A 15,245-nucleotide genomic window follows, 5' to 3' on the forward strand; every position below is an offset into this window, starting at 1 on the left:
CTACAATTCGGCCCGAAAGTGGCGGCACAAGGTCAAATCGCGAACAACCAGCCGGTTCATTTCGGGTGACTGGAATATCAGGTCCAGCCAGACCTTGCTGATCCGGTTTTCGTTCAGATTTGCGTAAGCCAGATCAAACTCGATCGACACCTCCGGAGAGTCTGTCGAAAAGTGGTGCCCGATCTGTTCCGTATTTGGGCCATGCTGAATATTCAGTCGAGCAATGACCTCAACCGGGCGCTCTGCTTCGACCGATGCATCCAGCCGCATCAGATGCGACTTTGTCATACCAGATGTCGATTCCGCCGGAAGTTCGGCAGACAGGGACAGAAAAGAACCGTCAAAGCCGAACACCTCGAGACTCAGGCCAAAAGGGGCAAGATCGCCCGCCTGCCGGTTGCGTATCTGGCGAAATGTGATCTCGGAGGTGGCGCAATCGTGAAACAGCTTCACCTGATCGTCCAGAGGCGTCTTTCGGGACACAGCGGATTGCCCGAACCGTTGCAAAGGCCCGCGCCAAAGGTCAGGCCGCCAGGACCAATCCGTTCTTTGCGGCCGGAAAAAGCGGGTTGATCCGACGTCCGGGCAATTCAATCGCTCGTCGGCCGTCAGGATCAACTGATCAAGCTGTTGACGCAGCCCGCGAGCCTGATCGCGCAATTTCCGCAAGTCCCGCCAATCAGCCGACTTCGCCGTCTGCGCGGCTTCGCGCCATCGCCGCTCGGTCGCGCGGTGAAAAAGCCGATCCAGATATTTACCCATGTGCCTTCCGCTGCGTTTCGCACCTCTTTAACGAATGAGGGTCTGCGAGATAAAGACAGGAACGGGAAAAAGCTTAAAAAAGTGCACAACACCTGCGCGAGTTGGTGAGCAGAAGATATACCGGCCGTTCTTGCAATCGTAGGGGGCAGTGCTTACCGTTTGGGTCCCGACGCAGTGGGTTCTTCCACATATTGCCGCAGACCACCCAAATTCACGATGAGGCCGGGCATGGAACCCACTCTTTTTTCCTTCATTTGGAAGCATTCAAAGAAACAGCAACTGGTTCTGCTGGTGCTGACCGTTCTGTCATTTCCGTTTCTGTACGTCTCGCTAGAATTGCCCAAACGGATCATCAACGACGCCATCGGTGCACCAAGTGATACGGTGACCCTGCTGGGGGTGACGGTAACACAGGTTCAGTACCTGATGATCCTGTGTTTCGCCTTTCTGGCCACCGTGATCATCAGCGGCCTGATGAAAATGCGCATCAACACGATGAAGGGCGTTCTGTCCGAGCGGATGCTGCGCCGCCTGCGCTATACCCTGATCAGCCGGACGATGCGGTTTCCGAAATCCTATTTCGCAACCACCAGTCAGGGCGAATTGGTTTCGATGATATCGTCCGAAGCCGAGCCAATGGGTGGTTTGATGGGTGACGCCATTGCTCAACCCGTTTTCCAGCTTGGCCAGATGCTGACGATCGTCACTTTCCTGTTCATGCAAAGCGTCTGGTTCGGTCTGGCATCGGTTGCCCTGATCCCGCTGCAGGCCTGGTTGATCCCAAAATTGCAGCGCCAGATCAACCTGTTGAACAAGGACCGCATTCAGGAGGTCCGCAGGCTGAGCTCTGAAATCGGTGAAAGCGCCGCGGGTATCAGTGACCTGCGCGCCAATGGCGGTTGGCGCTACAGGCTGGCCCAGTTCAGCGACCGGTTGGGGAAATTGTTCGAGATCCGGTTCCGGATCTACAACAAGAAATTCTTCATGAAGTTCCTCAACAACCTGATCACGCAGATGACCCCGTTTCTGTTCTATTCGGTCGGTGGATATCTGGCCATCAAGGGTCAGATCACGGTGGGAGCTCTGGTTGCCGCGCTTGGGGCCTATAAGGACCTGAGCAGCCCCTGGAAGGAATTGCTGTTCTATTACAATCAGGTACAGGACATGTCGCTGCGCTGGCAGATCGTCACCGAGCGATTTGCCCCCGATGACATGATCCCCGAAAACCTGTTCGAAGGTGAACCCGACAGCATTCCGCGCCTGACCGGTGATATCGAGTTGCGTAATGTGACCGTCAGGGACCCGGACGGCAACACGATCCTCGAAGACATCAACCTGAACATTCCCTTGGGTGCCAGAGTTGCGATTCAGTCGTCTCATGCTTTGGAACGATCCGCGATCGCGCAGCTTCTGACCCGGGAAATTCAGCCTGTGCGGGGTGATGTGATCGTGGCCGGGCACAATCTGAATGACCTGCATCAGGCGGTGATCGCGGCCCGCGTGGGCTATGCCTATTCCCGGCCATATCTGTTTGACGGCACGTTGGGGGACAACCTGCTGATGCCGTTGCGCACCCGCCCCCAGCATGAAGCGGACGCCATTCGCATGCCGACCCGTAAACAGATCGAGGCGGTAAGGGCCGGGAACACACCGGACTCTCTCGATGATAACTGGGTCGATCCCGGTCTTGCCGGTCTGAACGATAGCGAGCAGATTCGCGATTGGTGGTTTCAATTGGTCGAAGCCATGGGGATCGACGAATTCATGTTCCGCCGTACTTTGCGGTCCCGAGTCGATCCGCAATTGCACAAAGTGCTGGCCTCCGAGATTGTCAATCTGCGGGAAGAAGTGGCAGAACGCATCCGGGAAAAGGGTCTTGACGATCTGGTGTTCCGCTTTGACCCCGAACAATTCAACCCGGCAGTTCCCCTTGGCGGCAACCTTTTGTTTGCCTCGCCGTCACGGGATATCTCGCCGGACGTTCTGGCGGGCGACCGCAGGTTTCTGGCCATGCTGCAAGGTCATGATCTGGCCGTTGAGGCCATGGAGATGGCACTGGGCGTACTCGAATCCCTGAAACAGGCGTTTGGCCGCGATGGCACGGATCACCCGTTGTTTTTGCGTCTGGGCATGTCCGAAGACATGTATCATCGCCTTCTCGACATCGCCGACCGCCGCACCAGTAAGGGCGACGAGGCATTGACCGATCAGGAACGTGCGTTGCTGCTGACCGTTCCGTTCATGCTGACTGCCGAGCAGATCGGTCAAAGCTTTCCCGAGGAATACAAGGACAAGATCCTTGCCATCCGCAAAAGCCAGTCCGGGAATCTGCTGTCTTCTATGAAAGGACTATTCGTCCCGGTGACGCCGGATGCTTACGTCCCACGCCTGACGGTTCTGGAAAATGCGCTGTATGGCCGGGTCTCGATCATGGCCGGTGCGCGTATGGATGAAATCGAAGACGTGGTGGCGGACGTGCTGAACAAGGCCGGTCTGCGCCGCCGTCTGGCCGCGATCATCTATGACCTGCCGACAGGTCTGGGCGGAAACAACCTGCCAACCGTATTCCAGGAACGCGCCGCCTTTTCCCGCGCAGGGATCAAGCGGCCCGACATTCTGATCCTCGACAAGGCGCTGGCGAGCCACGATTCAGAAAGCCGCCTGCGGACACGCCTGAAACTGCGGGAGTTGCTGCCCGAGTCGATCATGATCTTTATGGAGGACCACTTTGCCCATCCCGAAGCTTATGACCTGTTCGTCGAAGTCAAGGACGGACGGATAGACGGAGTCTCGCGGGCTAAGCCTGATATACAGGAAGGCGCATCCGCAGATTTGAGTCGCAAACTCAAGATCATTTCCTCGACCGAGCTTTTTGCAAAGCTCGACGCCCGCAACCAGCGCCTGCTCGCGTTCTCGGCCCAATGGTATGATGCGGCCGCAGGCCAGGTGATCTTTTCCCGCGGTCAATCGCCTGATGCGGCCTATCTGTGCATCGACGGAAAAGCCGACCTGTGCTGGACCGATGATCAGAAGAACACGCATTTGATCTCCACCGTGGAACCGGGGCGTCTGATCGGCGATCTGGCGATTATCGCCGACAAACCCAGACAACTTGACCTGATCGCCGACACCGGGTGCTCATTCCTGAGGATCGGTGCCGAAGAACTGCGCGCGGTCGTGGAAAGCGACGCCGGTGTCGCTATGCAGCTGCTTGAGACGGTTGCCGGCTATCTGACCAATCTGGCAGGCACCATGCAGGAGGCGAACTTCAACCCTGCAAACCTCCCCGATGCAAACGAACCTCAGGGCCGGGCCGGATAAAGCCATGCAGCCTGACAGAGCATCAGCCTATTCAGCTCATCACCAATTTGTGGCACCGGCACGCGCTCACCCGGAAATCTGGCGTCTGCTTGTCGGTCTGGGGATTGTGGGTCTCGTGGCGACTGGGCTGAACTCGTCTTTGCTGGCGGCCCTTGCCACTTTGGGACCAGCCTCACTGATGCAGGACCTGACAGAGGCCTCTAGCCCGTTAGCCATGTTGGTTCTGCTGTCCAGTTTCGCCTCGGTCACTCTGGGCGTCGGCCTTGCGGCAAAAATCATGCAGCACCGCCCTTTTCGCTCAGTCATCGGAAAGCTCGGTCTGGCCTTTGCCCAGTTTCGCCGCGTTCTGGGGACATTGCTGATTTTAGGCGCGGTAATTGCAGCCCTTCCGCCTTATGACATGGGAAAACCGCTTATTCCCAACCTGTCATTTGCCGTCTGGCTGTCGATCCTGCCTATGTCCCTGTTGGCCGTGCTGATTCAGACAAGTGCCGAAGAGGTTCTGTTTCGCGGTTACCTGCAACAATCCCTCGCCGCCCGGTTCCGTTCCCCATGGATATGGATGGTTCTGCCATCGGCTCTGTTTGCGGCCGGTCATTATTCACCGGCGGAAGCGGGGGAAAACGCGTTATTGGTCGCTCTGTGGTCAGGGGTGTTCAGTCTGTTCGCCGCCGATCTGACTGCACGGTCGGGGACACTTGGACCCGCCATAGCCCTGCATTTTTTCAACAATGTTGTTGCACTGCTTTTTGTTGCTTTGCCCGGAACCCTAAGCGGGCTGGCCCTGTTCCTGCTACCCTACGAAATGTCCGACACCGGCGAATTGCGCAACTGGCTGTTCGTGGATATCGCCGTCATGTTCGTGGGATGGCTTGCGGCGCGCCTTGCGCTTCGGCGCTGATTGCATTTCCCGTCGTTGCGCCTTATTTGACACCAACGTCGCATCAGCAAGGTTCCGCCATGAACTGGATCACCAACTACGTCCGCCCCCGGATCAACTCGATCTTCTCGCGCCGGGAAGTGCCTGAAAACCTATGGCAGAAATGCGACGAGTGCGGCACCATGCTGTTTCACCGCGAATTGGCCGAAAACCTGAATGTCTGCACCCAGTGCGACCACCACATGGCCATCACGCCGCGCGACCGGTTCGCGGGCCTGTTCGACGGCGGTATCTTTACCGAGGTTGAAGTACCCGCGCCTACCGCCGATCCTCTGCAATTCCGCGATCAGAAAAAATACCCTGACCGCATGAAAGCGGCGCAGAAAAAGACCGGGGAAAAAGAGGCGATGCTGGTAGCAACCGGTGAAATCGGCCGCACCCCGATCGTTGCTGCCGCGCAGGATTTTTCGTTCATGGGCGGTTCCATGGGCATGTATGTCGGCAACGCGATCATCGCGGCTGCACAAGAGGCCGTGAAACTCAAGCGTCCGCTGATCCTGTTTTCCGCTGCTGGCGGCGCACGGATGCAAGAAGGCATCCTCAGCCTCATGCAGATGCCGCGGACCACGGTGGCCGTGGAAATGCTGAAAGAGGCGAAACTGCCCTATATCGTCGTGCTGACCCATCCGACGACGGGTGGCGTAACAGCATCATATGCGATGCTGGGTGACGTGCATATTTCCGAACCGAACGCCCTGATCTGTTTCGCCGGTCCCCGCGTGATCGAGCAGACCATTCGCGAAAAACTGCCCGAAGGCTTTCAGCGCGCCGAATATCTGCTGGACCACGGCATGCTGGACCGCGTGACCAAGCGGACGGAAATGCGGGATGAGCTGATCACCATCACTCGTATGCTGATGGACCTGCCCCCCGCAGTCAAAGGCGATCTGCCCGCGCCCGCAGCAGAAGAACCCGCCGCCGAAGAAACACCCGCCGAGGACAAAGGCGAACAATGACCGGCCAGACATCGGACCTCATCCTCGAAAGGATGATGGCGCTGCACCCCAAGATCATCGACCTGACCTTGGATCGCGTCTGGCGTTTGCTGGAAGCATTGGGCAACCCGCAAGATAACCTGCCACCAGTCATCCATATCGCGGGCACCAACGGCAAGGGTTCGACCCAGGCGATGATCCGCGCGGGCCTCGAGGGTGCCGGGTTTAGCGTCCACGCCTACACGTCACCACATCTGGCACGGTTTCACGAGCGAATTCGGCTGGCTGGTGAGCTGATCTCTGAGCCTGAGCTCACCAGAGTGCTGGACGAATGCTATGCCGCCAACGGCGGTGAAAACATTACCTATTTCGAAATCACCACATGCGCCGCTCTTTTGGCTTTTGCGCGCACTCAGGCAGATTACACCCTGCTCGAGGTTGGGCTTGGCGGCCGACTGGACGCGACAAACGTGATCAACAACCCGGCGCTCACGGTAATCACCCCAATCTCGATCGATCACGAACAGTTTTTGGGTAACACGCTGACCAAGATCGCGGCAGAGAAAGCCGGGATCATCAAACGCGGCGTGCCCTGCATCGTCGGACCGCAACCGGACGAGGCATTGGAGGTTATCGAAGCCACCGCCGCCCGCCTCGGTGCCCCCTTGATCGCTTATGGCCAGCACTGGCACGTTCACGAAGAAAACGGCCGCCTGATCTATCAGGACGAAACCGGCCTGTGCTACCTGCCCTTGCCAAATCTGCTGGGTGCGCATCAGATTCAGAATGCCGGCGCTGCGCTGGCCGTTCTTCGCCACCTGCAACTCGGCGACGCGGCTTACGAAGCGGCGGTAACTAACGCCCACTGGCCTGCCCGCATGCAGCGCCTGAAAGCCGGGCCACTGGTTGAGGCGGCACCTCAGTCCGAACTCTGGCTGGATGGCGGCCACAACGCCGCTGCCGGGCAAGCTTTGGCCGACGTCCTGTCCAAACTGCCCCAAAGACCAACCCATCTCATCTGCGGCATGCTCAACACCAAGGACGTCACAGGGTACATGGCCCCGTTGGCAGGGCATGCCCAAAGCCTGACAGCTGTCTCGATTCCGGGTGAGGCCAACACGCTCAGCGCTGAAGACACGGCAGCAGCAGCAGCTAAAGTGAATTTGCCGGCAGCAACCGCCGCTTCCGTTCAGGATGCGCTTGCGAAAATCACGGAAAATGACCCGCAGGCCCGCGTATTGATCTGCGGCTCACTCTATCTGGCCGGCAACATCCTGCGCGAAAACGGCTGATCCTTCCTCTTGCCGGAAATATACTGGGGTGAATTGGCCGCAGGCCAAAAGGGGCAACGCCCCTCACTGCCCCCAGTCAACTGCCTGCATCTCTCGCAGGCGCGATGCGGTACGTTCAAATTCAAACGTCCCCTCACCCTCGACATACAGCATCTCGGGCTCTGCGGCGGCGGAACAAATCAACCGCACCTTCGCCTCGTAGAGCGCGTCGATCAGCGTCACGAACCGCTTGGCCTCGTTGAAGTTGTTGCGGGACAGGCGCGGGATGTCCTCAAGCACCAGAACCTTCACCTCATCGGCAATGGCCAGATAGTCGCCGGGGCCCAGCATCCGGCCACACAGGTCATAAAACGATGCACGCGCCACGCCGTTGCGGAACGCGGGTAGCACCACCTCGCGCCCTTTGACATGCAGGCTCAGCGGCTCAGCCGGACCACCTGACAGATCGGTCCAGACCGCACGGATCTTCGCGCGGGCTTCGGGACCAATCGGTGTGAAATAGACCGGCGATCCCTCAAGCCGATTCTGACGATAATCGGTGGGAGAGGTCAGCTCCCACACAACTAGCTGCTCTTTGATGTGATGGATGAACGGCAGGAACAACTGACGATTCAGCCCGTCCTTGTACAGATCGTCAGGATGCCGGTTCGAGGTCGTCACCACAACCACACCACCATCGTGCAACATGTCGAACAGACGCCCCACGATCATTGCGTCCGTGATGTCGGAAATCTGCATCTCATCAAACGCCAACAACCGGACCGATTTGATTACCTCAGCCGCAACCGGGGCCAATGCATCCTTAACACCGGCCTCGCGGGCCTTGTGCATGCCAGAGTGAACCTCCTGCATGAAGGCGTGGAAATGCACCCGCCGCGCCGGAACATCGACCAGCGTTTCGACGAACATGTCCATCAGCATGGATTTGCCACGCCCGACACCACCCCACAGGTACAACCCTTTCGGCGGCGGCGGCGCCTTGCGGAAAAACCCGCGTTTGACCGGCTCGGCCAATTTGGCCCGGATACGTTCGAATTCGGGCAATACCGCATTCTGGGCATCATCCCGGGTCAGAGTGCCTTCTGCGATGCGCGCTTCGTAAAGCGATAGAAGATCCGTCATACCCGAGCCATACCGCCCGTATTGCGCATTGAAAAGCAGGCATTTTTTTCTCGCATCAAATTTGCTTATCCATCCGCACAAAACTCCTGAATTGACCGCCTGCAAAATCCCGCTAACGTCCGGGTCGTATATGTACCGGAGACCCAAATGCCGCAATCAGCCCGTTTGCTGAACCCTGTTCTGATCGTTGGCTGCATCATCATCACGGTTAGCTTTGCCGTGCGCGCCTCGTTTGGCGTGTTTCAGATACCGATTGCGGATGAATTTGGCTGGCTGCGCACAGATTTCTCGCTGGCCATTGCAATTCAGAATCTGGCTTGGGGAATTGGTCAGCCCATATTCGGCGCAATCGCCGAAAAGGTTGGCGACCGGCGCGCGATCATCATCGGAGCGCTGACTTACGCAGCCGGGATGGTGTTGTCCGCCTGGTCAGTCACACCCTTCGAACACCAGATGTACGCCTGGCTGGTGGGTTTTGGTATTGCGGGCACCGGCTTTGGCGTAGTTCTGGCTGTCGTCGGACGTGCATCTTCGGACAAAAACCGGTCTATGTCTTTGGCCGTTGTCACCGCAGCGGGCAGCTTTGGTCAGGTGGTCGGCGCCCCTACGGCTGAGTGGCTGATGACGTTTTTGCCGTGGCAGCAAGTCTTCATCCTGTTTGCCGCGGCGATTCTGGCAATCATACTGACTTTGCCTTTCATGCGCGCTCCCACTCCAGCAGACCGCACTGAAGTTGAAGAAAGCATGAGCCGGATACTGGGGAAAGCGCTCCGTGATCCGTCTTATACCTTGATATTTCTCGGGTTCTTCAGCTGCGGCTATCAACTTGGCTTCATCACCGCGCATTTCCCAGCCTTCGTAACCGAGATGTGTGGGCCCGTTCAGCCCGGAGGCGTTCTGCATTCCATGGGCATCACGACCACTTCGGCGCTGGGTGCTATTGCGATATCGCTCATTGGTCTGGCCAATATCGGCGGCACGCTGCTGGCTGGCTGGGCCGGAAACCACTTTCCCAAGAAATACCTGCTTGCAACGATCTATGCGGCGCGCACAATTGCCGCCGCCGCGTTCATCATGCTGCCAATCACCCCGATGTCGGTCATCGTGTTCTCGATCGCGATGGGATCGCTATGGCTTGCCACCGTACCGCTGACCTCGGGCCTTGTCGCGCATCTCTATGGATTGCGTTACATGGGCACGCTTTATGGCATCATCTTCCTCAGCCACCAGATCGGCAGTTTTCTTGGCGTCTGGCTGGGTGGCCGGATGTACGACATCTATGGCGACTACACGATGGTCTGGTGGATCGGCATTGGTATCGGCGCATTCAGCGCAATCGTACATCTGCCGATCCGTGAGAACCGGGACCTGGCACCTGCCACAGCCTGATCAATCAGTGTATTTGTCCAGAATATAGCGGCTGGTCATCAGATCCAGATGTGCCCCGCCGCCATTCTTGAACAGGGTGATGGCGGACGCATCCCGGGCAAAGGCACCCAGATCATAAAAATCACCCCTCACATCAGAGCGGGCAATGACCCCCTCGGCCAGCGGTGTCTTGAGTTCGCCGATATGATCAACGGTCGTATCAATGCTATCGACATAGATGCGCGAGCGTCTCAGCGCTTCGTCATCCGCCTCTCGCATGTCGGGCCGGTATGCACCAATCAGGTTCAGGTGTTGTCCGGGCCGCAACCATTCGCCCTTGATTACAGGTTCGGTAGACATGGTCGCAGTCACGACGATATCCGCATTCTGGACGGCGTCCGGCAGGTTTGGCGCAACGTCCACACCTTCGAGCTTTGACACCAGTTCCTCGGCTTTCGCCAATGTCCGGTTCCATAAACGCAGCTTCGCGCGTGGAAATCCCGCGGCAAACGCCTCGCACAGGGATTGGCCAACCGCTCCCGCTCCGACTATCAGAATGTTCTGACTGTCCAGGTTGGCCAGCCGCAACGCGCCCAGCAGGCTGTCGCCCGCCGTTTTCCACTTTGTGACCAGATGAAAATCGACAAGTGCAGCAAGCGTTCCGAACGTGTCGTCGTAAAGACAAACAGCCCCATTGATCATCGGCGCGTTGCGCTGCGGATTTTCGGGAAAGATGGTGGCCGTCTTGACAGCCATTCCCAACCCGTCGATCCACGCGGCGCGCGACAAGACGGTATCCTGATCACGATACAGAAACGTGTCACCGATCTGGGCCTTGGGCAGTTTGTGCCCGTCTGCCAGGGCTTGCGCCAGTTCCAGCCAATCCAGTTTGGCCTCGCCCTCGTCAAAGGAGATTTGCGTAATCGTCATCCGGCTTCGCTTTCGGTCAACAGACTCTCGGCAACCAATCGGTCCGCCCAGCCCTGCGGGCCTTTGAAATGATGCGTTTGCCAGCCGCGCGCCCGGGCAGTCTCGATATTGTCCATTCGATCATCAGCGAACAACAGGGACTCAGGTGACAGGCCGCAATCCGCTTCAACCATTTCATAGATCGGCACATGGGGTTTCACGGTTTTCATCCGGCCAGACACGTATTGACGGTCGAACTCGTTCAGAAAAGGATAAACCGTTGTGGCATAATCAAAGTTCTGAACCCCGAAATTCGTCAGGGCAAAAACCGGCACACCTTTGACACGCAACGCGCGCAGCAAACGAACCGAATGCGGAATTTCGGGCGAAGCCAGTTCGATCCAGTTGTCATGCCACATCCGAATCTCATCGCGCCAATCGGGGTATTTTTCGGCCCAGTCATAGATCGTTTCGGTGAAATGATGCCCCTGATCGACCAGATCGTTCATACCGTGCAGATCAACCTCAGCGAACATGGCGCGGCGGCTATCCTCACCGATCACGCGGTCGTAATACCTTTCCGGCTGCCATTCGATCAGAACATTGCCAATATCGAAAACAACGGCTTCAACGGGCATTCGCTTATCCTGTTCTGAATCAATTCCTGTCGCCTGTGACTGAACCAAGCCGCGCGCCAATGATCAAGGCGGAACCGGAGGGGGCGCATCTGCGATGAGGCTCACACGGGCAGGAATCTTCAGCCCCGCATCGCCGCGCGCAGTTCCCGTTCTAGCGCATCCAGAAAGCGCGACCGGTCCGCCTTGCCAAACGGTTTGCCGCCACCGCCTGCACCCAGAGGGTTGGCGGCCCGCAGATCGGCCATCAGATCCCGCATGGCCAGTTGTTGACCGATATTTGCGGCCGAGAATGCCTCGCCATTGGGCCGCAGGACCCGCGCTCCGGCTTCGATGCACTTTGCAGCCAGGGGAATGTCAGATGTAACAACCACATCGCCCGCGCCGCAGCGATCGGCGATCCATTTGTCCGCCTCATCGGCTCCCTCGGCCACGATCACCACCTGCACCAGCGGGTTGGCAGAAGGGCGCAACCCGCCGTTGGATACCAGCACCATAGGCAGTCGATGCCGTGTAGCCACCCGTTCGGCCTCGGCCTTTACCGGGCAGGCATCGGCATCGATATAAAGCGTGCTCACGCCTTTTTGGCCTGCTTGGCAGCAGGCTTGGCCCCATCCTGCGCGGCAGAGTCGTCAGTCTTCTTGCGTACCTTGAACTCATCCGGGATCGGCATCCGGTTGAAGGCGTCCAGCCCCGCGATCTTGTAGGCCTCGGCCAGCGTCGGATAGTTGAAGGTGTTCTGGACAAAGTAATCCACAGTTCCCTTCAGGTTCAGGACGGCCTGCGCAATATGGATCAATTCCGTCGCGCCCTCGCCGACGATCTGCACGCCCAGTACCCTGCGGGTTTTAAGCGAAAACAGCATCTTCAGCATGCCGTGTTCCAGCCCCATGATATGTCCGCGCGAGGTTTCGCGGAATCGTGCCACGCCAACCTCATAGGGAATCCCGCGTTCCTGCAACTCTTCCTCGGACATGCCGCAGGTGGACATTTCGGGGACCGAGTAGATGCCATACGGATACCAAGGGCTTTCCGGTAGCGTCGGCGTTTCCAGCGCGTGACAGGCCGCTACCCGCCCCTGCTGCAACGAGGTCGAAGCCAGCGAAGGATGCCCGATCACATCACCGGTCGCATAGATATGCGGCACCGCGGTCTGATAGGTCTTGCGATCCACGTTGATCCGGTTGCGATGATCGGTTTCCACCCCGACCGCATCCAGATTCAAGGCCGAGGTTGCCCCCATGCGTCCGGCTGCAAACAGCAGCATTTCGGCACGAACATGACGGCCATTGTCCAGCGTCACCTCGACATGGGTGCCCGCATCCTCGATCTTTTCCACGGCCGATCCCAGACGCAGATCGACCCCATTTTCGCGGACCTGATGCGTGAATTCCTGAATCAGGGTCCGGTCGATGAAATCCAGGAAGGTCTCGCGCGGCTCGATAAGGGTCACCCGAACGTCAAGCGCCGAGAACATGGTGGCGTATTCCACGCCGATCACGCCTGCACCGATCACGCACAGGGAACGCGGAATCTCGGCCATCTCCAGGAAGTCGTCGCCATCCACGATGGAGGTGCCATTGAAGGGCACATAGTCCGGCCGGTAGGTTTTGGTGCCCGTGGCGATCAGAAACTTGGCAGCCGTCAGCCGCGTCTTGTCCCCTGCGTCGGTTGCCACCTCGACCTCATGCGGTCCAACGAATTTCGCCAGACCGCTTAGCGTTTCCACGTGGTTCCGATTGAACTGATGCTCCAGCACATCGACCTCGTGATCAAGCGTCATGTGGAGCCGCGCCTTCAGATCCTCGGCCCGGATCTGATCCTTCACTCGGTAGGAACGCCCATAAAAGCTGCGCTCGCGCCAACCCGAAAGGTTCAGCACGGTTTCCCGCAAGGTCTTGGACGGAATTGTGCCGGTATGGACGGAAACACCGCCCAACCGGTCCTTGCGGTCAATCACCAGCACCCGGCGTTGCAACTTACCCGCCTGAATAGCGGCCGAGCGTCCGGAAGGGCCCGAACCGATGATGATCAGGTCATAGTCGTATTTGCCCATGCCTCAATCTCCGTACAGGGCTTCGGCGTGGAAAGTAACGTGATCTTCCATGAAGCTGGAGACGAAGAAATACGAGTGGTCATAACCCGGCTGCAACCGGTTGGTCGCCTGCTGGCGGCTTTCGGCAATGGCCTGAGCCAGCGCTTCGGGTCGCAGCAGGTCGATGAATTGATCGTTTGTGCCGGTATCGATCAGGATAGGGCCGTCAAAACTCTTTTCCTTCATCATCAATGTTGCGTCATGCTTCGCCCATGCGACCTCATCATCACCCAGATAGGCGCTCAGCTGCTTGCGGCCCCAATCACTGCCCGAAGGGTTCGAGATCGGCGCAAAAGCTGAAACCGACCGGAACCGGCCCGGCAGGTTCATTGCAAGCGTCAACGCCCCGTGACCGCCCATGGAATGGCCGGTGATGGCCTGCCGTTCCCCGTCGATGGCGAAATTTTCGGTCAGCAGCGCAGGCAGTTCCTCGGCTACGTAGTCCCACATGTTGAAATGCGGGGCCCAGGGTTTTTGCGTTGCATTCACATAGAACCCTGCGCCCTGCCCCAGATCATAATCATCGTGATCTGCCACACCTTCACCGCGTGGGGACGTATCAGGAAAGACCAGCGCAATGCCCTGTTCCGCGGCCCAGCCCTGCGCCCCTGCCTTGGTCATTGCGTTTTCATGGGTACAGGTCAGGCCGGACAGATACCAAAGAACCGGAACCGGCCCATCCTTCGCCTCGGCGGGCAGGAAAAGACCAAAGGTCATATCGCACTGACACGCGGAAGACGCGTGGCGATACACGCCCTGCACACCGCCAAAACATGCATTTTCCGATAGGGTTTCCATCTGGCATTATCCTTGCGTTGAGTCTGTGCAATGGCTAACGGCACAGGGCTCTGGCGTAAAGTGCATGGGCCTCTGGCAGGCCTATTTTTCTGAAAGTCGAAGGTCAGAACGCCGCAACCCAGGCGATAATCAGTGGTACTGTCACGATGCTGGCCACGGTCGACAGCAGGATTGCCGCCGAGACCCGGTGTGGCGCAACGCCATAATGGGCCGCTAGCATATAGACGTTCCCGGCAACCGGCAGTGCAGCCGCAGCAATAGCCACAGAGGCCGGAAACGCATCGACAGGAATCAGCCAGATCAGGGCGACCGCAACGAAAACCGGATGAACCACCAGTTTGCAAAAGCTGAGCCAGGCCGCGATCTGCACCCGTTCGGCTGATTTGCTGGCCAGCGATGCGCCAATTGCAAACAACGCGCCGGGTGTTGCCGCACCGCCCAGAATGGTCAGAAAATCATTGAGAGGTGCCGGTACAGGAATTTTTAGCGCCGACCAGGCAAGACCGGCTGAGATAGACACTATCATTGGGTTTTTGATCAACCCAACCCCGATCAGCCGGAGTGTGCCAGACGTCAGTTTGCCATCCCTGCCACCGTTGATCAGGATAACGATGAGGGACGAGAAAACCACAAGATCAACCGCCAGAATCAGCATGACCGGGCCGATGGCGGCCTCGGTGAACAGCAGGGCAAGCATCGGCAGACCCAGAAAACCGACATTGCCGATTGCCGCACATTGCGCCTCGACCGCTGCAGTTGGGATATCCAGCCTGCGTAAGTAGGCAACCATCGTCGCCAGCACATAGACGCAGGTTGTGCCGATCAGATAGCCGATGACCAGACGCCCGTTGAATATTTCGGCAAACGGCAATGTGGCCGCGAACCGGAACAGCATTGCCGAAAGGGCAAAGTAAAACACGAATTTCGTGAGATAGGCGGTCGCTTCTTCAGTAAAAAAGCGGCTGCGCCCCGCCCAGTAACCCAGGCCGATAATCACAAAGAACGGCAACGTGCGCAGAAAGATTTCGACCATGGAGGGATTGGTAAAGCAATTTCACCGCATCACAA

Annotated in this window: 13 protein-coding genes; 5 read left to right on the forward strand and 8 right to left on the reverse strand. The window is 58.1% G+C overall.

Annotation, left to right across the window (positions count from 1 at the left end; all coding sequences use genetic code 11):
- The gene (locus ACR0NW_RS14360; RefSeq protein WP_480450907.1) at positions 1-762 is read right to left on the reverse strand and encodes a DUF6478 family protein; all 762 of its coding nucleotides are present in this window, start codon (positions 760-762) and stop codon (positions 1-3) included.
- Between the two features lie 228 nt (positions 763-990).
- Between ACR0NW_RS14360 and ACR0NW_RS14365 the strand changes: the two genes are divergently transcribed.
- From ACR0NW_RS14365 to ACR0NW_RS14380, 4 genes are read left to right on the forward strand one after another with little or no spacing between them, the layout of a single operon-like run.
- Positions 991-4,083 (forward strand): ABC transporter transmembrane domain-containing protein, encoded by a 3,093-nt coding sequence (locus ACR0NW_RS14365; RefSeq protein WP_480450909.1) that lies wholly within the window; start codon positions 991-993, stop codon positions 4,081-4,083.
- A gap of 4 nt (positions 4,084-4,087) precedes the next feature.
- Entirely contained in the window at positions 4,088-4,984 is an 897-nt protein-coding gene (locus tag ACR0NW_RS14370; RefSeq protein WP_480450911.1) for a CPBP family intramembrane glutamic endopeptidase, read from the forward strand.
- A 59-nt stretch (positions 4,985-5,043) separates the two neighbouring features.
- A complete protein-coding gene (gene accD, locus ACR0NW_RS14375; protein WP_480450913.1) occupies positions 5,044-5,979 on the forward strand; it encodes an acetyl-CoA carboxylase, carboxyltransferase subunit beta in 936 nt (311 codons plus the stop codon).
- Positions 5,976-7,250 (forward strand): bifunctional folylpolyglutamate synthase/dihydrofolate synthase, encoded by a 1,275-nt coding sequence (locus ACR0NW_RS14380; RefSeq protein ID WP_480450915.1) that lies wholly within the window; start codon positions 5,976-5,978, stop codon positions 7,248-7,250. Before accD ends, ACR0NW_RS14380 begins: the two co-directional genes overlap by 4 nt.
- Positions 7,251-7,313: 63 nt before the next feature.
- On the opposite strand, the gene zapE is transcribed toward ACR0NW_RS14380, so the two are convergent.
- The gene (gene zapE / locus ACR0NW_RS14385; RefSeq protein ID WP_170653522.1) at positions 7,314-8,372 is read right to left on the reverse strand and encodes a cell division protein ZapE; all 1,059 of its coding nucleotides are present in this window, start codon (positions 8,370-8,372) and stop codon (positions 7,314-7,316) included.
- Between the two features lie 147 nt (positions 8,373-8,519).
- On the opposite strand from zapE, the gene ACR0NW_RS14390 reads away from it, so the two are divergent.
- Entirely contained in the window at positions 8,520-9,761 is a 1,242-nt protein-coding gene (locus tag ACR0NW_RS14390) for an MFS transporter (RefSeq protein ID WP_480450917.1), read from the forward strand.
- Here ACR0NW_RS14390 and ACR0NW_RS14395 read toward each other — a convergent pair whose 3' ends face one another.
- The 6 genes from ACR0NW_RS14395 to ACR0NW_RS14420 all read right to left on the reverse strand — a co-directional run bounded on the left by ACR0NW_RS14395 (position 9,762) and on the right by ACR0NW_RS14420 (position 15,210).
- Positions 9,762-10,670 carry an ornithine cyclodeaminase family protein gene (locus tag ACR0NW_RS14395; RefSeq protein ID WP_480450918.1) on the reverse strand — a complete coding sequence of 303 codons (909 nt, stop codon included), beginning with the start codon at positions 10,668-10,670 and terminating at the stop codon, positions 9,762-9,764.
- Entirely contained in the window at positions 10,667-11,287 is a 621-nt protein-coding gene (locus tag ACR0NW_RS14400) for an HAD family hydrolase (RefSeq protein WP_480450920.1), read from the reverse strand. The genes ACR0NW_RS14395 and ACR0NW_RS14400 overlap by 4 nt, the downstream gene beginning before the upstream one ends.
- A 119-nt stretch (positions 11,288-11,406) precedes the next feature.
- The gene (locus ACR0NW_RS14405; protein WP_480450921.1) at positions 11,407-11,862 is read right to left on the reverse strand and encodes a YaiI/YqxD family protein; all 456 of its coding nucleotides are present in this window, start codon (positions 11,860-11,862) and stop codon (positions 11,407-11,409) included.
- The gene (gene sthA / locus ACR0NW_RS14410) at positions 11,859-13,340 is read right to left on the reverse strand and encodes a Si-specific NAD(P)(+) transhydrogenase (protein ID WP_480450922.1); all 1,482 of its coding nucleotides are present in this window, start codon (positions 13,338-13,340) and stop codon (positions 11,859-11,861) included. Before sthA ends, ACR0NW_RS14405 begins: the two co-directional genes overlap by 4 nt.
- 3 nt (positions 13,341-13,343) lie before the next feature.
- On the reverse strand, positions 13,344-14,177 hold the full coding sequence (fghA, locus tag ACR0NW_RS14415; protein WP_480450923.1) for an S-formylglutathione hydrolase: 834 nt from the start codon (positions 14,175-14,177) through the stop codon (positions 13,344-13,346).
- Between the two features lie 103 nt (positions 14,178-14,280).
- Positions 14,281-15,210 carry an AEC family transporter gene (locus ACR0NW_RS14420; RefSeq protein ID WP_480450924.1) on the reverse strand — a complete coding sequence of 310 codons (930 nt, stop codon included), beginning with the start codon at positions 15,208-15,210 and terminating at the stop codon, positions 14,281-14,283.
- Between the last annotated feature and the right edge of the window lie 35 nt (positions 15,211-15,245).

The organism is Ruegeria sp. CF5, assembly GCF_056537325.1.